The following is a 20,432-nucleotide window of genomic DNA, read 5'->3' on the forward strand; positions in this document are numbered from 1 at the left end:
ATGAGCGCCGTCGCAGAAGACACGATCTCGATACCACCGAAAGGTCCTACGACCATCGCTTTGATCGCGGTGGTCGCTGTTCTAACGCTCATTGCAGCCGGAGGCGGTTGGTTTCTTGGTGGACAACTCGGGCTGGCTACACACGATGCTGATACGGCGAAGACGGCAGAGGGGAAAAAGACGCAGGCCGAGATTCCAACCGGCACCGTCGTACCACTCAAGCCGATCCTTACCAATGTGAAGATCCCGCAAGATGTGTGGTTGCGGCTTGAAGCCGGCGTTGTCGCCCGCCCCGGCGAGAAAATATCGGATGAACTGGCGGCAACGGTCGCCGGAGACTTCATGGCATTCCTGCGTACAGTCAATCTGATGCAGCTGCGCGGTCCCGCCGGGCTCGAATATCTGAGAATGGATCTGCAGGAGAGGGCGCGCATGCGCTCCGAAGGCAAGATCGAGAAAGTGTACATCTGGGCGCTGGTGATGGAATGAAACGACGGCTTCTGACACCCGTGCTGCTGCTGACCTTGAGTGGCACAGCGATGGCGCAAACTTCGATTCTCGAAGGGCTGATACCTCCTGGCAGCGCATCGACAAGCGGCCAGATCATCCAGATGCTGGCGGTGCTGACGGTCCTGTCGATCGCGCCCGGCCTGTTGATCATGGTGACGAGCTTCACACGGTTCGCTATTGCCTTTTCGCTGCTACGCGCTGGTCTTGGCTTGCAGACGACACCGGCCAATCTGGTGATGATCAGCCTTGCCCTCTTCATGACGTTCTACGTGATGGCGCCGGTGTTCGACCAGGCGTGGCAGAAGGGTGTTCAGCCGCTGGTCAATAACCAAATCACACAAGATGTCGCGATGAACGAGATCACGACGCCGTTCCGCGAATTCATGTTGCGGCAGGTGCGTGACAAGGATCTGAGGCTCTTCGAGGATCTGGCTGACGAGTCGTTTCGCACCAAGACGAACGAAGTGGTGGACTTGCGCATCCTTGTGCCGGCATTCATGATATCCGAGTTGCGCCGCGGTTTCGAGATCGGCTTTCTCATCGTTCTGCCGTTTCTGGTGATCGACCTCATCGTCGCGACCTTGACCATGTCGATGGGTATGATGATGCTGCCGCCGACTGTCCTGTCATTGCCATTCAAGATACTGTTTTTTGTGCTGATCGACGGCTGGAATATTCTGGTGGGAAGCCTGATCCGCTCATATTCATGACCGTTCAAGGCTCACGAGCCACTCATCAGAGCCAAAGATTACGGCTGCCGCTATGCAAATGCTTGCGATGAAGGTGCGCGCGCAGCGGTCATATCGGGTGTGAATGCGACGCCAGTCCTTGAGTTTTCCGAACATGTTTTCGATTTTGTGGCGCTTTCTGTACAGCGCAGGTAATCACTCATTGCAATGCCTCCTTGCACTGCAATTGAATCAATCCGTCGATATGGCTGCAAGTGACAAATGCCGCTGGCCCCTATTGGCCCCTGACGTCACTTCACAGCGACGACAACCTTCCCCTTCGCACGACCCGTTTCGACATAGTTCAGCGCCTCATTGGTCTTCTCGAACGGGAAGACCCGATCCACTACGGGTCGTATGGCGCCTGCCTCGATCAGGGCGGTAATCTGACCAAGCTGCCCACCGTTGGCCGTCATGAAGAGGAAGGAATAGCTGATGCCTTGGCGTTTCGATTTTCTCCTGATGCCGAAACTTAGCAGGCCCATGACCTGTTGAAGCAGCCAGCCAGAACCATTCTCTTTTGCGAAATCCGGGTCCGGCGGACCGGAAATCGAGATCAGCTTCCCGCCCGGCTTCAGCGCACCAAGGGATTTCTTCAGCGTGTCTGTGCCGAGGCTGTTTAGTACGACGTCATAACCCTGCAGGACCTCCTCGAAGTTGTCCTTCTTGTAGTCGATCACGACATCTGCGCCGAGACTTTTGACGAGATCGATATTTACTGTGCTTGTGGTCGTCGCCACATATGCCCCGAGATGCTTGGCAAGCTGGATCGCGATCGTGCCCACGCCGCCCGAGCCGGCATGGATCAGGACTTTCTGCCCCTTTTGCAAGTTGGCCCGCTCGACAAGCACCTGCCATGCTGTCAGGGCGACAAGCGGAATGGATGCGGCCTCTTCCATGGTCAGATTGTTCGGCTTCATCGCTACATCGGCCTCGTCCATGGCGATATACTCTGCAAATGTCCCGATGCGATCCTGGGCCGGACGTGCATAGACCTCGTCACCGGGCTTAAACTGCCGGACATTGGCCCCGACCCGGACCACGACGCCCGCTACATCGTTGCCGAGGACCTGCGGGAGGCGGTATGGTAGGATGAGCTTGAACTCTCCATCTCTGATCTTGGTATCCAGAACATTCACACTGGCGGCGTGAATCTCCACCATCACGTCATTCTCCCGCAGCTGCGGCTCGGGACTTTCGCCGAGCCGCAGAGCGCCGCCTTTCGTATATCGATCGATCAGGAATGATTTCATCAGACTAACTTTCGTTTCTGTGGTGAGCCGGCAGCGCCAGCCATGCGGCGAGGCAAGCTCAATCGGGAAGTCTGCTGAATTTCCGCAGGTTTTTGTCTACGAAGGACTCCGGCAGGAAGCGGCGCATAAAACGAACCTGCCCCGCTGCTTTGCCTGCAGTGTAGCGTCTTTTGGGCGATGCCGAATTGGCGGCCCTTACGACTGTTGCGGCGGCTACCTCAGGTGCGTCACCCTTCTCGATGAGTTCGCGCATCAGCCTCTGCGCGTCGGCGCGAATAGTATCATAGACGGGAAGCGGCTGGTCTGGTCGGGTGATGTTATCTTCGAAGGACGTGCGGGTCACACCGGGCTCGACGAGCACAACGCGGATGCCCTGCGTTCGAACTTCGTGATCGAGAGATTCCGAATAGCCCTCGATAGCGTGTTTGGTCGATGCATAGAGGGCGTTATAAGGAGCGGGAATTAGCCCGAGTATGGAACTCAGGTTGACAATTCGGCCCCTGCGCTGGCGTCTCATCACGGGCAGGACTGCATTTGTCATCCGCAGGACGCCGAACACGTTCACGTCGAACACAGCCTTCGCCTGTGCCGCAGAGGACTCTTCAGCGCCGCCGAGCAGCCCGATCCCGGCGTTGTTGACAAGAAGATCAATCCGCCCTGCGCGGCTTAGAACCTCGTCGACGACCGTCTGCACCGATGCGTCATCGGTTACATCGCAGATCAGCATCGTGATCCCGTCCGGGGTATCGGACATCGGCTTTCGGCTGGTACCGAATACACGGTAGCCATCGCGCCGCAGCGCTCGTGCCGTTACCAGCCCAATGCCTGAGGAAGCGCCCGTGACCAGGGCGATGCCGCGTTCTGTCTTGCTCATTGCCGTCTGCTTTCATTTTGTCATGGAACATCGATGAATAATCAGTTACTATGAAATTAGTAGTAAGTCACTATCAAAAAGATATCAACATGAAGAATCTTTCAAACCAGCCATGCCTGATCGCCCGGAGCCTTGCCCTTGTTGGGGATGCATGGAGTATGCTGATCATGCGAGATGCCCATGCGGGTCTCACCCGCTTTGATGAATTCCGCAAGAGTCTTGGTATCGCGCCGACGATGCTGACGGGGCGACTTTCAGCCCTGACTGACGAGGGGCTGCTGGAGAAACGCCGCTATTCCGACCGTCCGCCACGGGACGAATATGTGCTGACGGAAGCCGGCCGCGACTTTCTGCCGGTCCTATTTGCGATCGGCGCGTGGGGACGCAAGCATCGCGGCGGGGGCAAGGTGACCCGGTTCTTCGACGCCGAGACCGGAACGGAGATCGATCCCGTCACCATCGACCGCGAGACAGGCGCTCCGGTCGGAACACGTCCCATTCGCGTTGCCGCACCCGAATAAGCCGCCCCACGGCAGATGAAGCAGCGCCTGACAACTCCTATTGGAAGCCCGCTTCCGGCGCAAAGTTGCCGATGGTGGTCCGTTTTCGAGCGATGCCTCATGGCAGTTGCTGTCAAATGTTGATGCCAGATTAATAGGTCCGGAGCCTAGAACTTAAGTCGAAATGCCGGTGCGACCAGCTCCAATAACATTAGCGTATAACGGCGTGCGATATTTCGAGGCGACAGGCACTAGGCCGGTCCGTTAGGCCGGCCGAACGGGTATGTCCCCGCCATATTGTTCATAGGGATTTTTGACGTCCAATGTTCTGGCATATGTCGATGATGACCGCGCTGCAAACGCTCACTTCCATCAACAAGAAGAGGCGCACAGGCAATGCACGAAGTTCAAACTTTGCATCACTTAAAAAGCAAAGCCCCTTGTTATTAAAACGGTAATACTTTAGTCGTACTCATCAACCATGACGGGTTGTCGTTGAGACAATAGGCATCATGCCGCTCCGTCAGATCGGTGAAAATCCGATATGTCCCCATCAAGTATCTCATTAGGGGCTTCATCCTATGACCAGCATTCTTACCAACGCGTCAGCAATGACGGCGCTGCAGACACTTAACACAACCAACAAGAACCTCGCTACCACGCAAGACCGTATTGCTACCGGTCAGCGCGTTTCCACGGCTGCCGACAATGCTGCCTACTGGTCAATCGCCACCGGTATGCGCACCCAGAATTCGGCTCTTTCGGCCGTCAAGGACGGTCTTGGTCTCGGCGCCTCCATCGTTGACACGGCCTACACCGCTTTGAACGAAGCGATCACAAAGGCCCAGGACATCCAGGCGAAATATGTTGCCAGGGAAACACCAGGCACCGACGCCACAATCATCGATGCGGACATCGCGCAATCCAAAGCCGCAGTTGTTGATATTGCCAAGGGTGCCACCTTCCAAGGCGTCAACCTGCTGGCAACCGGCGGCACGGCACAGAACATTGTGACCGGCTATACATCCGGTACCGGTGTGACCACCATGGCCGTTTCTGCCTATGATCTGGAAGCCGCTTTGACCGGCGCCACAACCTCTGCGGCCGTCGGAACAGCTATTGATGCAATGAAGGCTGCTGCTGCGGCTCTCGGCTCGGCCAAGACCCGTATCACGACCCAGCAGACGTTCACAGACAACCTGATGGACGCGATCGATCGCGGCGTTGGCCAGCTGGTGGACGCTGACATGAACAAGGAATCGGCTCGTCTGTCGGCTCTCCAGGTTCAGCAGCAGCTTGGCGTGCAGGCTCTGTCGATTGCCAATTCGAGCAACCAGAGCATTCTGAAACTCTTCCAGTAAGGGCGAGTTCTTCGGATTAAGTCTGGGCCACGCTTTTTGCGTGGCCCTTTTTCATTCCGCAGCGCGGACTCTAACTTCGCGCAAGCTTCGCCCTCTATTGTTTCGTCACGGGATCGTGGTGGGTGTTGATGGAAAAGAATATCAGGCAGACATTCGAGCAGCTTTTCGCGAGCATGAAGAAGCTTGGCGCGCGGCGGCTCATTGCCCTCGGGATTATCGGGATTGCGCTGTTCGGGGCCATTCTCGCTTCGAGCCTCTATCTCAACCGTCCGCAATATGAGACGCTTTATGTCGGCCTCAGTCGCGACGATGTGAACCGCATGGGCATGGCGCTTGGCGAAGCAGGCATTCCCTTCGACGTCAAATCGGACGGTACGTCCATTCTTGTTGCCTTTGGGAAAGCCGACCAGGCACGTATGTATCTGGCGGAAAAAGGCCTGCCCACCAGCAACAATGCCGGTTACGAACTCTTCGACAATATGGGGTCGCTCGGTCTCACGTCATTCATGCAGGAAATTACCCGCGTTCGCGCGCTAGAGGGCGAGATATCCCGGACGATCCAGGCGATTCGCGGCATCAAGGCAGCGCGCGTTCACATCGTTCTGCCCGAAAAGGGCAGTTTCCGCCGCGGCGACCAGGCACCGTCCGCTTCGGTTGTCATTCGCACCGAAGGCGATTTTGCCATCGAGTCGGCCCAGTCGATCCGCCAGCTCGTGGCGGCAGCAGTGCCGCAACTAACCGCGGCCGAGGTCACCATTCTCGATACCAACGGCCGTCTCCTCGCATCAAAGGACGATGGCACCAATGCCGGCGCGGTGATGTCGGCGACGCTCGAACAGAATGTCTCGGCATCGGTGGATGAAAATATCCGCAAGGCCCTCGCACCCTATCTTGGCGTCGGCCATTTCCAGACCAGCGTTCAGGTCGCACTTGATACCGATCGGCGCCAGACGAATGAGACGGTTTTCGATCCTGAATCGCGTGTGGAACGCTCGGTGCGAGTGGTGCGCGAAAGCGGCGATTCGAAGAATTCCACCAGCGACAATGCAACAGGCGTCGAGCAGAATATTCCGCAGGAAGCTATCGCAAGCAAGAATGGCGACAGTTCGTCGGAAAAGACTGACAAACGCGAAGAACTGACAAACTACGAACTCAATTCGAAAACTGTCGCCACGACCAGCGACGGCTACCAGGTCAAGCGGCTTTCGATCGCAGTTGTCATCGATCAGGCACGGCTGATGGCGACAGCGGGCGTTACGCCCGTTCCGGACAAATTTGTCGAGCAGCAGATCGCCAAGATCACCGAACTTGTGGCAACAGCTGCCGGCCTCGATCAGAAGCGCGGTGACGTCATCAACGTGACCGCGGTCAATTTCATGGAAGCGTCTGATGAACAGATGCAGCCGACGGCCACGCCAATATCGGAAATGATCTTCCGTCAGGCCGGCAGCTTCGCAAATGCGGCTGCACTCATTGCCGCCGTTGCGCTCATCATCTGGTTTGGCGTGCGCCCGTTGATGCGTGAAATGGGCAAGCCGCAGGAGGTGCCGCAGCTCGCTTCCAGCTCGGATGTGACAGTGCCCAACCTCGCCAGCGCAGCGAATCTTCCGGCCGTGGCCCCGGCGCGCACCGAACATAGCCTGCCCTATGATGATCTCAGCGAGTTGAGGCGGCGCATGCGTGTTCCAGCTCAGAATCGTCTCGAGCAGATGATCGATATGGATGAAGAGCGTGTGGCGGCGATCCTTAAGCAATGGGTGCACGAGGCGGCTTGATGGCTACGAGATCAGTTGCCAGTGTGCTGACGGATTTTACGCCGAAACATGTGTCGGCCGATCGCGTTACGGTTTTTACAGGTGCGAGTAAAGAACACGCCGATCCGGTGGAAGATACGAAAGAGCCGCTGGAAGACATTGTCGATATCATCGACTACGAACTCAAGATCAAGGATGCCTTTGCCGCCGGTCGCGAGTCGGGTCAGGCAGAGGCCGCGGTGCTGTTCGAAGCCGAAAAGATGCGGCTTGAGCGTGAATTCCAGGAACAATTGGCGGCAGCCGATGCACTGTTTGTGCAACAAACTGGTGCCCGCATGGCAGCACAGATCATGGATGGCCTTGCGGCTATAGCTGGCGACCTTTCCGGTTCACTCGCGGCGGTGGTCGCCCCCTTGGTCGAAGAGAGCCTGCGCGATCGTACGATCAATGGATTTGTCAGCGAAGTGGAGCGGCTGACCAAAGGACTTGAGGGAGTACTCGTCGATGTTGCCGGGCCTCGGCACCTTCTCGATGCGCTACACAAGCGGCCTGAGATCGATCCGATACGCTTCACCTTCACCGAGGCCAGTCAATCGGAATTGTCGATAAAACTAGACGATGTGGTCATCGAGACGCGACTTGGCCGCCTGATCGACACGCTGAAGGATCAGAATCGATGAACATTGACCCTGAAACACATCGCGAGATTATAATCGTCCGCCGTGGCCGCGGTGATGGCGAAGAGGGACATCATGGCGGCGTGTGGAAAATCGCCTATGCCGATTTCATGACGGCGATGATGGCATTCTTTCTCGTCATGTGGCTGATCAACGCTGCCAACGAGGAAACGAAGGCGGCTGTTGCAAGCTATTTCAATCCGGTCAAGCTGATGGACCGGCAGGCGCGTCCCAAGGGCATCGAGGAAACCGAGAACGTGGAGGGCAAGGTTCGCTTCGAACGTCCGGAATCGACCGATCCAGAGACCAAGAGCGCACGTAATGAAAAACAGGTAGAGCCGGTACCGGAGAAAGAAGAACGGCAGATCTTCAAGGATCCATATGCGGTTCTTGCCGAGATCGCCACGGATTCCGGCGTCCTGCAGAACCGCTCTGCCAAAGGGGAGGGCGGTTCCAGCCAGGCTGGTCCCTCAACGGGCGCCGAGGGCGGCGATGCCTATCGCGATCCGTTCAATCCCAATTACTGGTCTACTCATGTGGAAGAAGAGATATTTCCCCTAACGAACAGCCCAGCCGTACCGCCACCGTCGCAGGATCAAAATTCCAAGCAACGGGCAAATGCCGAGAAGGCCGATATACAAAAGCAGGAGGCGGCGCTGGAGAAGCGTATGGCGGCCGGAGACCTGAAGCCCGAGACAAAATCCCCAGCGGTTGAAGACACGAAACCGTCCGATCCTGCCGAAAAGGCGCTGGCGAAGGACGATAAACCGGATGCCGCTCAGGTCGCTTCTGCACGCGATCTTGCGGCCGAAATATCCAAAAAGACAGGTGCTGCCAGCGAAAACAAAGCACCCGATATTACAGTCGTACCCACGCAAGAAGGTGTCATGATCCAGCTTACCGACAAGGTGGACTACGGCATGTTCGCCATCGGCTCGGCCAAACCGGACAAACGCGTCGTTCAGGTGCTTGATCAAATCGCCAAGATCATTGCCTCCCGCAAGGGAGACGTCATCATCAGCGGGCATACCGACGCACGGCCGTTCAAGAGCGAAACTTATGACAATTGGCGCCTTTCGTCGGCGCGAGCGCAAATGGCCTATTACATGATGACGCGTGGCGGGCTTGATCCGAAACGCATTCTGCGCGTCGAGGGCTATGCAGACCGCGATCCGAAGATCGCAGCAGATCCCTATGCTGCGCAAAACCGACGCATCGACATCTTTTTGAAGACGGCTGCCAGATGAGGGTACGGCGCGCACTGCGATGGTTGCTTTTCGGCTTTGTGAGCCTGCCATTGGCCACGGCCGCCGCACAGGTCAACCTGCCTGCGCCTGAGCCTTACCTATTGGTGCGGTCCATGCGCATGCTCCAGGATCAGGTGGCCTCCGGCAAGCCGGAAGCGCTGCCGATGCTCAATCGCGTCCTCGGCCATATTGCCGAACAGCTGCGGGCAGCCAGGCCGGAGGTCTGGCAGAAACCTGCCAATGCCTATTCAATTTTCGTCTACCTCCTCAATGGCGGCAATCCGGAGGTCGTGCGGGCAATCCTCACATCGACCAAACTCGACCGGATCGATCCCAAACTCGTGGCCGGATCTCTCGCCTATGCGGAGGGCGATACGCTACGTACGATCGAGAATTTCCAGGAACTGCCAGCAGATGCTCCAAGCGAACTTGTTGCCTCCATCTATCTGGTTACCGCGACGCAGCTTGCCGCCCTCGATGCTGGAACGGCGCTCAAGCGGCTGGATTATATCCGGCTCAATGCACCTGGTACTCTGCTCGAGGAAGCGGCACTGCGGCGCGGGCTGATCATCGCTGCTCGCCTTGGCGACAAGGACAAGGTCAGGCTGCTTGCGCGCAACTATCTGCAGCGATTCGCCTTCTCGCCCTATTCGGAAGATTTCTTCCGACAGCTTGTCGATGCCGTGACGGAACTGAAAGACAAGATCAGCAATGACGAGATTGAAGAGGTCGCCTCCCTCGCATGGCCAAATGCACGGTTGCCCTTTTACCTGCGCATTGCACGTGGCGCGATTGTCGGCGGCAATCTCTCCCGTGCCCGCTTTATCTCGGTGCGAGCCGATGCACTTGCTGTTGCGATGAGAGCCGACGACACACAGGCGAAGCTTTACCTGGCAATCAGCAATGTCGGCTCGGACAAGACGGGTGATGCCAAGTTCATGCTGTCAAAATTGCCGAAAGAACGCCTGCATGATCGCGATGTAAAACTGCTGGATGCAGCGATGGCTATGGCAAGCAGGATCCTTGCACAGCCAATCCCGGAGCTGGAAACGGTGCAAAAGCCGGACGTCATAAGCGCGCCTGTGCCCGCCAGTGTGCCTGCCAAAGCCACCCCGCTGCGGGCCGAAGCGGCTGATCCTCTGATTGATGAGACACGAAAGAAACTTGACGCCATCGACGCGCTTCTCGGGAAGGCCAGAAAATGACCATTGGAGCTGACATGCCTTTGAGATCGCCGTTCGACGCGCTTGTCCGTGACAAGGGCAAGGATCGCGGAAATGATCAAGAAATGCCGAAGAGCAACGATGTTCTGGATTTCAAGACCATTGTGAAGATCGCATTGCCGAAATTGAAACTTGATACGGATGATGCGGCCGATAGCGCAGCGTCATCCGACGTGGATAAGGCAGCCGAGCCGGACAAGGACAGATCATCCGCGACCGCTTCTGTTCAAAATGTGTTCGGTCAGACAATTTTGGCCTTCGAACAGCTGCTGCAACGCCAGGAACATCGCCAGGGTAGCCAAGAGCCTGTCGCAGACGCAGAGCTGACGCAAGAACAGACTGGGGCCATGTCTGCACCTTCCGAAACCGTGCTGGCGGCAATTGACCAAGGCGTGGAATACGACGCGCCGCTGCCTCATACCAAGCCCGAAAAGCCGGTTCAGGCGACAACGAAGCCGATGCCTCGGGAAGCGACTCCTGATCTTTCAGTCAAACAGGAGAAAGCCCAGTCCCTGCCTGCACCAGTGCCGACACAAGGCGCGGCCAACGACGCAGCAGCTGCAGAAGCGGAGGCGCCAGACCCCAGGAGTATTGCAAAAGTTGCAGTGGAACAGTCAGCGCCAATAGCCAACGCATCGGTTTCAACCCCGCCGGTTCCGCTTCAGGCTGAAGTAAAGTTGGCCGCAACCCCAGCGCCAGCTACGCCGCAGCTAACGACCCATCTAAAGGTGCAAGATGTCCAGATCCTGTCTGACCGGACCACGGGGGCAGCAAGGACGCTGGTCATTCAGTTGCAACCGATCGAGCTTGGAACGGTCACCGCGCGGTTGCGGCTGACTTCGGAAGGCATGCATATTCAACTGACAGCGGAAAGCAGGGCAATGGCGGACCACCTCGCCAAGGATCACGATACCCTCGGAAAGGCACTGCAGCGGGCGGGTATAGGCGATGATGCTTCCTCCATCACAATATCGGTGGTCGATCGTTCCAGTACCTCTGCCAACACGCAGACAGGGCAACAAAATCCAAGTGGACAAGAGCAGCAAGCCGGTTCGCGCGCCAACGGTCAAGGTCACTCGGCATTCCAGGGAACGCCCGGCGATCGGTCGACGAACCAGCAGTCTTTTGGAGATATTTTACCGGATGAGCGCGAGGAAAAATTGGCCAGGACTGGGATTGACAGCAACCTTTCACGCGGCCTGGTTGTTTAGTGCTTTCGTCGCGTGCCCGTCTGCATTTGCCGAGAATCTTTGCGAGCGCGAGATGCATCATGCCTCGACAAAATACGACATTCCCATCGGCATCCTCTATGCAGTCGGCCTGACTGAAACCGGGCACAAGGACTCACTCCAGCCCTATGCCATGAACGTCGATGGGCGAGCTTTTTTCATGCCATCAGCGGCAGCTGCAGAGGCAAAATTCAACGAGGTATATGCACACGGAGCCAAACTGATCGACCTTGGATGCATGCAAATTGATCACTTTTACCACTCCGCCGCTTTCCCCTCGGTGAGCGCCATGCTCGACCCGGCCGCCAATGTGGATTACGCCGCGCGATTTCTAAAACAGCTTCGTTCACGCGAAGGCAGCTGGACAATGGCCGTAGCACGTTATCATGCCGGGCCAAACAACGATCCGGCGCAGAAGTACTATGTTTGCCGGGTAATGGAGAATATGGTGGCAACCGGGTTTGGAAACTGGACGCAAAAGGCCCGAATGTTTTGCGATAAGTGACTCTATTAATACTCAGTAATAAAACGTGAATTTGCGCGCAACAGTATCTCTTGGTAAGGTCCCAGCAGCAGAAATTGCCGGGTGTGGAACCCGCCTTTTTGCCGCAGCAAGAGACACCCCTTCAAAATTAGTTCGGACTCCCAATAAATTAGGTGCAATTAATTGGGAATTGTCGCCGAGTCTTCCGCCCCGCTAGTTGTGTATTGCTTGGGGCATCTTATTGATTCGGAAGGTGGGGTTGTGATCGTAGTCGTCGACGAACGAAGTCTGGTGACGAGTGGGTATTCGGCGTGGTTCGCCCGTGAGGGCATAACAACAACAGGGTTTGCTCCCGATGATTTTGGCGATTGGGTCGCCACTGTCCAGCAGAGCGACATTATGGCAGTCGAGGCATTTCTCATAGGGGAATGTGCCAATCGCAGCCAGTTTCCACACAAAATTCGCGAGCGTTGTTCGGCGCCGGTTATCGCTGTCAACGAGTCACAGTCATTGGAGCACACGCTGGAACTTTTCCAAGCCGGTGTCGACGATGTTGTTCGCAAACCGATGCATGTGCGTGAAATCCTGGCGCGGATCAATGCGATCCGCCGCCGGTATGGCAATGGTGGCGCGGGCACCCAGATCGGCCCGATCCGGGTCTTTTCCGATGGCCGCGATCCGCAAATAAATGGCGTCGATTTTTCGCTGCCGCGGCGGGAGCGCCGCATTCTTGAATATCTGATCGCCAATCGCGGACGCCGCCTTAACAAGGCGCAGATATTCAGTGCCATCTACGGCATTTTTGACAGCGATGTCGAGGAAAGCGTCGTGGAAAGTCACATCAGCAAGCTGCGCAAGAAACTGCGTGAGCAGCTTGGGCATGACCCGATCGATTCCAAGCGCTTCCTTGGTTACTGCATCAATCTCGACTAAGCGATTTTCCGCCTCGGCGGAAGGGTCGGAATTCAAGAATCCCCTCAGGAATGCAAAGCGTCAGCTTCGCGCAAGTATCGCACGATAACGATCTTGTACGGAGTTTTGGCGAAGGAGACGGATATGAGCCTCTACGGAATGATGCGAACCGGTATATCGGGCATGAATGGCCAGGCCAACCGTCTGTCGACCGTGTCGGATAACATCGCCAATTCCAGCACGACCGGCTACAAGCGGGCCAGCACGGAGTTCTCATCACTCGTCCTGCCAAGCTCGGGCGGCGAATATAATTCCGGCGGGATCCAAACGACAGTCCGTCATCACATTTCCGACGACGGCTCACTGCGCTACACCACATCGTCGACGGACCTTGCCCTGCAAGGAAATGGCTTTTTCATCGTCAGCAACGCAAATGGCACGCCATATCTCACCCGCGCAGGCTCGTTCGTGCCTGATGCTTCGGGCAATCTGGTGAATACCGCCGGTTATTATCTGATGGGCTATCCCATCACGAACGGCAATGCGAACCCTGTGGCAAACGGCTATCAGGGGCTGGAGAAGGTCAATATCGGGCAAAATGACCTGATTGCCGATCCGAGCCGTGTCGGCACGTTCACGGCCAATTTCCCGGCCGGGGCGGCAATCGTGCCAGCGGCCAATTTGCCATCAGCGACAGCGACCGCGAGCGCGCAATACACAGCCAAGACGTCCGTCCAGACCTTCGACAATCTCGGTAACGTGGTTGTTCTCGATCTCTATATGAGCAAGACAGCTGACAACAAGTGGGAAGTCACAGCCTATAATCACGCGGATGCGGCAGCGACGGGCGGTTTCCCATACTCGGCTGCAGCACTAAGGACGGAGAACTTTGATTTCGATGCGGTGACCGGCAAACTTACCTCTACCGACACGTCACTTTCAGTCAATATTCCCAATGGCCAAACGCTCGAACTGAATTTTGCCGCAACAAAGCAACTGGCCGGCGACTACACGCCGATCGAGGTAAAGATTGACGGCAATTCACCCAGCCCGATCGACAATGTGGATATTGGTGCCGATGGCACTGTAATGGCCATCTACAAGAACGGCGCGAAGCGCGCGATCTACAAGATCGCTCTGGCCGACGTTCCAAGCCCCGACAATCTCCTCGTCATGTCGGGCAATGTTTTCTCGACAAGTGCGGATTCCGGCGATGTGCAGATTGGCTTTGCCGGCAGCGGGAGTTTTGGCAGCCTGAGTTCGGGCGCACTTGAACAATCGACTGCCGATATCGCGCAGGACCTGACGGACATGATCGAAGCTCAGAGAAACTACACGGCGAATTCCAAGGTCTTCCAGACCGGGGCGGATTTGATGGATGTGCTGGTCAATCTGAAAAGGTAGCTGAATTTCTAATGGCGATTGGACAAAGGGCATGTCACTAACTTCGGCGCTCCTCACTGCTCAGAGTGCTCTTACGACCGTTTCGAAACAGACCGCGTTGGTATCGCGTAATATTGCGGGTGCCAACGATCCCAATTTTTCGCGGCGTATTGGTTCGGTGGTCAGTGGCCCCGGCGGTTTGACCTATCTTTCAGTGACCCGTTCCGCCGACGCAGCGCTCCTGTCCAAGTACATTGATACCAACAGCCAACTTGGTGCCTCCGATACGCTTCAAAGTGGCCTTGACCGGCTCTCAGGCATCTATTCCGCCAATGATGCGTCGGCCTCGCCGAGCGCGCTTCTGGGGGATTTGCGCGACTCCCTGCAGCTCTATGCCTCGCAGCCGGGAAACACCACCGTCGGACAAGCGGTCGTCTCGAAGGCCGCGGATCTTGCTAGTGCGCTCAATAGCGGTAATGACGAAGTACAAAAACTGCGCCAGGATGCCGATACTGACATTAATGACTCGGTCAAGAACCTCAACACGCTTCTGGCGAAGTTCGAAGCCGTCAATACCCGCGTTGTCAACGGTACGCGGACCGGTGCGGATGTATCCGACGATCTCGACGAACGCGACGGTTTGCTGAAGCAGATTTCCAGTGAAATCGGCATCACCACACTCGTGCGCGGCGACAATGACATGGTGGTGTTCGCCCAATCCGGCGTGACGCTCTTCGAGGGATCCGCGCGTACGGTCAGCTTCACGCCGACAAGCGCCTTTAGTGCGGGAACGTCCGGCAACCAGGTCTATGTCGATGGCGTGCCATTGTCGCATGATACGTTTCAGCAGCCTTATGGCACGGGCCGCCTGAGCGGCCTTTTGCAGCTACGCGACCAGGTAGCACCGGACTATCAAAAACAACTCGATGAAATTGCACGCAGCCTGGTCAGCATGTTTGCCGAGACGGACCAGGGAACGCCGCCAACCAAGCCGGCTGTCCCCGGGCTCTTCACCTATTCCGGCGCACCGGTAATGCCGGCTGATGGAACGATCTCCCCAGGTATCGCCGGTACGATCAAGGTTTCTTCGGCATATGTCCTGTCCGAAGGCGGGAATCCCGCATTGCTGCGCGATGGTGGTACGGTCCCGGCTGATCCGGATTACGTGCAAAATCCCGATGGTTCGGCCGGCTTTTCAGCGCGGTTGCAGAAGCTCATCAGTGCGATCACCACGCCGCGCAGCTATGATCCCGCAGCAGGTGCCGGCAATGACAAGAGCCTACTCGATTTTTCGGACGCTTCGATCAGCTCACTTGAAGCCAAGCGCCAATCGGTGACCGAGACGAACACCTATAACGGCGTTCTGGCATCGCGAGCGAGCGATGCTCTTTCCAATGTGAGTGGCGTGAATATCGACAACGAAATGGCGGCGATGCTCGATCTCGAACACTCATACCAGGCGTCGGCGAAGATCCTTTCCACCATCGATAACATGTTCAAAGAACTCCTCCAGGCGGCGTCATAGATATGAAAACCCAATCCATTTCGTCATACGTACTGGCAAACTCGACCCGCAACATTCTGGCAAAAGCCCAAGCGGATCTTATCAAAGCGCAAACCGAATCCACGACTGGCTTCGTTTTCGACAAGGGGCTTACGTTAGGGAGCCGAACAGGCCAGTCGATCTCGCTGCGCAAGGAATATGATCGCCTGACGGTCCTTACCGATACCAACGGCGTGACCGCAGAACGAATGACAACGTCCCAGTCCGCCTTAAGCAACATAGTCAAGGGTAGTCAGGATTTTCTCAGCCTTGTGACCGCTCTTGCCAGTGGCGCTGCAGAACCCGCTGTGGCTGTCGACAAAGCAAAGGGTCTGATGCAGACAGCGACTGATCTCGTCAACACGAGTTTCAACGGTGAGTATGTTTTCGCCGGCGTTAATACCGATGTGAAACCGCTCGGCGACTATGATGCTGCCGGCAATCCTGCCCGTGCGGCGGTGCTGCAATCGTTCCAGGATTATTTTGGCTTTCCAACCACTGATCCGCAGGTGGCGAACATCAGCGCTGCCGACATGAAGAATTACCTTGATACATCGTTTTCGTCGCAATTCGATGCAACGTCGTGGTCGACCAACTGGTCCTCGGCGTCGGATACTTTGGTCAAGAGCCGGATTGCTCCAAGTGAACTCGCGGAAACCTCCGTCAGCGCTAATGGTGCCGGTTTTCGCCAGATGGCCATGAGCTACACGATGATTGCCGAGTTGGGTGATATCGGTCTCAATCAAGCTGCCTTCAATGCCGTGGTTAGCAAGGCTAGCGAAACGACTTCCCAAGCAACGACTGCATTGGCCGACACACAGTCCTTCCTCGGTAATGCGCAGGCAAGGACAAAGGACGCAACAGACCGGCTAACGGTTCAGCTCAAGGTCCTGAACAGTTCAGTGCTCGACCTTGAAGCCGTTGATCCCAATGAGGCAGCAACGAGGGTCAATGCTCTGACCACGCAGATCCAGGCGTCCTATGCACTTACGGTCAAGCTGCAGAGCTTGAGCTTGCTCAACTATCTGAAATAAATCGTAGCAGACTGGAAAGACATATGTACCAGGCCCGATACGACGACATCATGAGCGACGGCGCTGACAACGCCAAGGAGCGCGAACGCTCCCTGTTCGATCAGTCGATCATGATGCTCGAAGAAGCCCGGGACGAGGGCGGCTATTCCTACAAAGGTATCGAAGCTGTCCTGTTTACGTCACGTTTGTGGATGCTCGTGATCGAGGATCTTGGCAGCCCGGCAAATGGGTTGCCGCCTGAACTGCGCGCTTCGCTGATTTCGATCGGCATATTCATTCTTAAGGAGCTGGAGGCAATCCGGCAGGAAAAATCCACGGACTATGACAGTATCATCGAAATTACCAGAACCATTCGCGACGGGCTTTAAAGCATGAAAATCTCGCTGCGTGCCGGTGAAAAAATCTATGTGAACGGTGCCGTATTGCGCGCCGACCGGAAAGTGTCGCTCGAATTCATGAACGATGTGAGTTTTCTTCTTGAAAGCCACGTTCTCCAGGCCGATCAAACAACGACGCCTCTGCGGCAGCTCTATTTCGCCGCACAGATCATGTTGATCAATCCTGCCATCAAGGAAGACGCCAATCGTACGTTCAAGCGGATGCTGACGTCACTCCTTGCGACATTCGAAAACCAGCAGATGCTGAAGGAGCTGAAGCTGATCGACGAACTGGTCTGCAACGATCGTGTGTTCGAGGCGCTGAAATCCATTCGACTGCTCTATGCCCTCGAAGCGCAGATACTTTCCGGCGACACAGAGCCGGCCATCCCTTCACAAACAGAACAGAATGTCAGGCCGGAGGCACTCGCATGACCACCATCCCTGCTGTAGGAACTCAAACCAGCACCACGACGGATACGACAAAGACCGCTGGTCCCAGTGTGGACTATCAGACGTTTCTGAAGCTCCTCGTCGCCCAGATGAAGAACCAGGATCCGACCCAGCCGATGGATGCGACACAGCAGGTCACCCAGCTGGCGCAATTTTCCAGTGTCGAGCAGGCCATGCAAACCAACACCAAGCTGGATCAGCTACTGGCGAGCTCATCCTTGCAGCAGGCCGATGGTATCATTGGCAGGACTGTTACCAGTGCCGACGGCACTACCAGTGGTGTAGTTGAGTCGGTGCGCATTTACAGTGATGGAATGATCGCGACGCTCAAGGGCGGGGCCACGCTTCCGATCACGGCTGGAATCGTCGTCAGCTAATCATGAATGAGGCCGATGCGCTCGATATCATCAATCAGGCTATCTGGACGGTGATTGTCGCCTCCGGCCCCGCGGTGGGAGCGGCCATGCTTGCCGGTGTCTGTATCGCGCTGTTCCAGGCATTGACGCAGATTCAGGAAATCACTCTTACGTTCGTTCCGAAAATCATCGTTATTCTTGCCGTTCTGGCGCTCACGGCGCCTTTTGTTGGCTCGCAGATCAACACGCTCACATTGCTGGTCTATTCGCGCATTGAAAACGGGTTCTGAAGGCGCCCGTTCTCATAAGGCGTAGGGATGCGGATGCCCGGCGTATAGGCAAGACCAACAATGGCTGAAATATCCAGCATCAGCCAGCACTTTGGCCTCGCGTAAGCTTCGCTCCCTATTGTTGCAGAGATAATAGGAGAAAGCCGTGCAGCAGGCCGCAGTAAAACGTTTGGGCGACAAGGGATACCTCACCGGCAGCGACGTCGGACTGGCGCTCGGTATCGTGATCATCCTTACGGTTCTCTTCTTGCCGGTTTCGCCCATCGTTCTCGATATCGGCCTTGCCTTTTCCATAGCCCTTTCAGTGTTGATCCTGATGGTCGCACTGTGGATCCAGCGGCCACTCGACTTTTCGGCTTTTCCAACCGTGCTGCTGATCGCCACGATGATGCGTCTGTCACTCAATATTGCGACGACGCGTGTGATTCTCACCCATGGCGACGAGGGCTATGCCGCTGCAGGGCAGGTTATCCATGGCTTTTCGCAGTTTGTCATGGGTGGTGACTTCGTCATCGGATTGGTCGTCTTTGCCATCCTGATCATCGTCAACTTTCTCGTCATCACCAAGGGTGCAACCCGTATCGCCGAGGTGGGTGCGCGTTTCACGCTCGACGCTATCCCCGGTAAGCAGATGGCGATCGACGCGGATCTCTCATCCGGGCTGATCGACGAGAAACAGGCGCAACACCGGCGGCGCGAGCTGGAAGAAGAAAGCGCCTTTTTCGGTTCAATGGATGGTGCTTCAAAGTTCGTACGCGGCGACGCTATCGCTGGCCTCATCATCACCGCTGTCAATATTTTTGGCGGCATCATTATCGGCGTGACGCGCCATGGCATGGAGGTCAGTCAGGCGGCGGACGTCTTCACGAAACTCTCGGTTGGCGACGGCCTTGTCACCCAGATACCTGCGCTGATCGTGTCACTTGCCGCAGGCCTTCTGGTGTCCAAGGGCGGCACACGCGGTTCCACGGACAAAGCCGTCTTTGGTCAGTTGGGCGCCTATCCGAAGGCACTGTTCGTAGCGGCTTTGCTATTGTTCGTGCTTGGCATTTTGCCTGGTCTGCCGGCCTTTCCGTTTTTCGTGCTGGCGATTGGCTTGGCTGTCATCGGCATTTCTGTGCCGCGCAAATTGGCGCGCGTCGCGGCAGCTGCGCAAGCCGAACTGGCCATGAAGCACAAGGCTGCCGAAGAGGAGGATCGCAATTCGGTTCGAGCGTCGCTCGAGACCGCACAGATCGAACTCTGCATGGGCAAGCAGCTTTCGGCACGATTGCTCGCTTCTCAACTGGAATTGGCGCATCGCGTCAACAAGATGCGCAAGAAGTTCGCAGTCGAATACGGGTTTGTCGTCCCGGAGATCAAGGTGACGGACGATTTTCTGTTGCCGCCGAAGACTTACCGAATCAAGATCCACGGGACGGTAGTTGCCTCGCATGAAGTCAGGGTTGGCGAGATCCTGGTCATTCCCGGCGACCGTCCGCCGCCGCATGTACCGGGCGAAGAGGTGAGGGAACCAGCCTTCGGCATGAAGGCCTATTCCGTGCCGGAAACCTTCGCCGCCGAGCTCAAGCGCGACAACTACATGACCGTCGACAATCTTTCGGTGCTGCTCACGCATTTGAGCGAAATCGTCCGCAACAACCTGGCCCAGCTGCTCTCCTATAAGGATATGCGTGGATTGCTGGATCGGCTCGGCCCCGAATACCGCAAATTGCTCGATGACATCTGCCCGGCACATCTGTCCTATTCGGGCCTTCAAGCGGTGCTCAAGCTTCTGCTTTCGGAAAGGGTGTCCATCCGCAACCTCAATCTTATTCTTGAGGCGATTGCCGAGGTGGCTCCCCACGTCCGTCGCTCCGAGATGATCGTCGAACATGTGCGCATGCGCATGGCGCAACAGATCTGCGGTGATCTTGCCGACAACGGCGTTCTTTCTGTCCTGCGCCTTGGTAATCGCTGGGATCTGGTCTTCCACCAGAGCCTCAAGCGCGACGCCAAGGGTGAGATCACCGAATTCGATATCGACCCGCGTTTGTTGGAACAGTTCGGCACCGAGGCGAGTGCGGCAATCCGCAAATATCTTGATGCGGGCGAACGATTTGTCCTGGTCGCCTCGCCAGAGGCACGGCCCTATATCCGCATGATCATCGAACGCCTGTTCGCGACATTGTCGGTTCTCTCACATGTCGAAATCGCCCGCGGCGTTGAAGTTCGCTCGCTCGGGACGATCTCGTGAGGCTCGGC

21 protein-coding genes and 1 pseudogene are annotated in these 20,432 nt (G+C 56.5%); 19 read left to right on the top strand and 3 right to left on the bottom strand.

Annotation, left to right across the window (positions count from 1 at the left end):
- Complete coding sequence (locus AAAC48_RS12695; RefSeq protein WP_340654510.1) at positions 1 to 489, top strand: flagellar basal body-associated FliL family protein; 489 nt, start codon at positions 1 to 3, stop codon at positions 487 to 489.
- Positions 486 to 1,220: a flagellar type III secretion system pore protein FliP gene (fliP, locus tag AAAC48_RS12700; protein ID WP_340654511.1), complete on the top strand. Its 735-nt coding sequence runs from the start codon at positions 486 to 488 to the stop codon at positions 1,218 to 1,220. Before AAAC48_RS12695 ends, fliP begins: the two co-directional genes overlap by 4 nt.
- Here the strand turns inward: fliP and AAAC48_RS12705 are convergent.
- The 3 genes and pseudogenes from AAAC48_RS12705 to AAAC48_RS12715 form a co-directional block, all read right to left on the bottom strand.
- A pseudogene (locus tag AAAC48_RS12705) lies at positions 1,215 to 1,382 on the bottom strand (hypothetical protein); the annotation flags it as partial. The gene fliP and the pseudogene AAAC48_RS12705 overlap by 6 nt on opposite strands.
- A gap of 107 nt (positions 1,383 to 1,489) precedes the next feature.
- Positions 1,490 to 2,491, bottom strand: coding sequence for an NADP-dependent oxidoreductase (locus AAAC48_RS12710; protein WP_340654512.1), 1,002 nt, complete (start codon positions 2,489 to 2,491; stop codon positions 1,490 to 1,492).
- Positions 2,492 to 2,549: 58 nt separating this feature from the next.
- Positions 2,550 to 3,365 carry an oxidoreductase gene (locus tag AAAC48_RS12715; RefSeq protein ID WP_340654513.1) on the bottom strand — a complete coding sequence of 272 codons (816 nt, stop codon included), beginning with the start codon at positions 3,363 to 3,365 and terminating at the stop codon, positions 2,550 to 2,552.
- An 89-nt stretch (positions 3,366 to 3,454) separates the two neighbouring features.
- Here AAAC48_RS12715 and AAAC48_RS12720 point away from each other — a divergent pair, with 89 nt between their 5' ends.
- The 17 genes from AAAC48_RS12720 (at position 3,455) to flhA (ending at position 20,424) form a co-directional block, all read left to right on the top strand.
- Positions 3,455 to 3,886, top strand: a complete 432-nt coding sequence (locus tag AAAC48_RS12720) for a helix-turn-helix domain-containing protein (RefSeq protein ID WP_340654514.1) — start codon at positions 3,455 to 3,457, stop codon at positions 3,884 to 3,886.
- A gap of 560 nt (positions 3,887 to 4,446) precedes the next feature.
- Positions 4,447 to 5,226, top strand: coding sequence for a flagellin (locus AAAC48_RS12725; RefSeq protein ID WP_340654515.1), 780 nt, complete (start codon positions 4,447 to 4,449; stop codon positions 5,224 to 5,226).
- Between the two features lie 128 nt (positions 5,227 to 5,354).
- Complete coding sequence (gene fliF, locus AAAC48_RS12730) at positions 5,355 to 7,001, top strand: flagellar basal-body MS-ring/collar protein FliF (protein WP_340654516.1); 1,647 nt, start codon at positions 5,355 to 5,357, stop codon at positions 6,999 to 7,001.
- Positions 7,001 to 7,660, top strand: coding sequence for a hypothetical protein (locus AAAC48_RS12735; RefSeq protein WP_340654517.1), 660 nt, complete (start codon positions 7,001 to 7,003; stop codon positions 7,658 to 7,660). The genes fliF and AAAC48_RS12735 overlap by 1 nt, the downstream gene beginning before the upstream one ends.
- Complete coding sequence (locus AAAC48_RS12740) at positions 7,657 to 8,904, top strand: MotB family protein (RefSeq protein ID WP_340654518.1); 1,248 nt, start codon at positions 7,657 to 7,659, stop codon at positions 8,902 to 8,904. Before AAAC48_RS12735 ends, AAAC48_RS12740 begins: the two co-directional genes overlap by 4 nt.
- Positions 8,901 to 10,109, top strand: coding sequence for a chemotaxis protein MotC (locus AAAC48_RS12745; protein ID WP_340654519.1), 1,209 nt, complete (start codon positions 8,901 to 8,903; stop codon positions 10,107 to 10,109). Before AAAC48_RS12740 ends, AAAC48_RS12745 begins: the two co-directional genes overlap by 4 nt.
- A complete protein-coding gene (locus AAAC48_RS12750; RefSeq protein ID WP_340654520.1) occupies positions 10,106 to 11,338 on the top strand; it encodes a flagellar hook-length control protein FliK in 1,233 nt (410 codons plus the stop codon). The genes AAAC48_RS12745 and AAAC48_RS12750 overlap by 4 nt, the downstream gene beginning before the upstream one ends.
- Positions 11,339 to 11,390: 52 nt before the next feature.
- Entirely contained in the window at positions 11,391 to 11,861 is a 471-nt protein-coding gene (locus tag AAAC48_RS12755) for a transglycosylase SLT domain-containing protein (protein WP_340654521.1), read from the top strand.
- Between the two features lie 240 nt (positions 11,862 to 12,101).
- Positions 12,102 to 12,773 (top strand): response regulator transcription factor, encoded by a 672-nt coding sequence (locus tag AAAC48_RS12760; protein ID WP_340654522.1) that lies wholly within the window; start codon positions 12,102 to 12,104, stop codon positions 12,771 to 12,773.
- Between the two features lie 123 nt (positions 12,774 to 12,896).
- Positions 12,897 to 14,156, top strand: a complete 1,260-nt coding sequence (locus tag AAAC48_RS12765) for a flagellar hook protein FlgE (protein WP_340654523.1) — start codon at positions 12,897 to 12,899, stop codon at positions 14,154 to 14,156.
- 31 nt (positions 14,157 to 14,187) lie between these two features.
- Positions 14,188 to 15,660, top strand: a complete 1,473-nt coding sequence (gene flgK / locus AAAC48_RS12770) for a flagellar hook-associated protein FlgK (protein WP_340654524.1) — start codon at positions 14,188 to 14,190, stop codon at positions 15,658 to 15,660.
- A 2-nt stretch (positions 15,661 to 15,662) separates the two neighbouring features.
- Positions 15,663 to 16,712, top strand: coding sequence for a flagellar hook-associated family protein (locus tag AAAC48_RS12775; RefSeq protein ID WP_340654525.1), 1,050 nt, complete (start codon positions 15,663 to 15,665; stop codon positions 16,710 to 16,712).
- A 23-nt stretch (positions 16,713 to 16,735) separates the two neighbouring features.
- Positions 16,736 to 17,080 (top strand): flagellar biosynthesis regulator FlaF, encoded by a 345-nt coding sequence (flaF, locus tag AAAC48_RS12780; RefSeq protein ID WP_340654526.1) that lies wholly within the window; start codon positions 16,736 to 16,738, stop codon positions 17,078 to 17,080.
- A 3-nt stretch (positions 17,081 to 17,083) separates the two neighbouring features.
- Complete coding sequence (gene flbT, locus AAAC48_RS12785) at positions 17,084 to 17,524, top strand: flagellar biosynthesis repressor FlbT (protein WP_340654527.1); 441 nt, start codon at positions 17,084 to 17,086, stop codon at positions 17,522 to 17,524.
- Positions 17,521 to 17,919, top strand: a complete 399-nt coding sequence (flgD, locus tag AAAC48_RS12790) for a flagellar hook assembly protein FlgD (protein WP_340654528.1) — start codon at positions 17,521 to 17,523, stop codon at positions 17,917 to 17,919. The genes flbT and flgD overlap by 4 nt, the downstream gene beginning before the upstream one ends.
- Positions 17,920 to 17,921: 2 nt before the next feature.
- A complete protein-coding gene (locus tag AAAC48_RS12795; RefSeq protein WP_340654529.1) occupies positions 17,922 to 18,188 on the top strand; it encodes a flagellar biosynthetic protein FliQ in 267 nt (88 codons plus the stop codon).
- Between the two features lie 145 nt (positions 18,189 to 18,333).
- The gene (gene flhA, locus AAAC48_RS12800; protein WP_340654530.1) at positions 18,334 to 20,424 is read left to right on the top strand and encodes a flagellar biosynthesis protein FlhA; all 2,091 of its coding nucleotides are present in this window, start codon (positions 18,334 to 18,336) and stop codon (positions 20,422 to 20,424) included.
- The last annotated feature ends 8 nt before the right edge of the window (positions 20,425 to 20,432 follow it).

The sequence above is a fragment of the Phyllobacterium sp. genome (assembly GCF_037994405.1).
Lineage (GTDB): Bacteria > Pseudomonadota > Alphaproteobacteria > Rhizobiales > Rhizobiaceae > Phyllobacterium.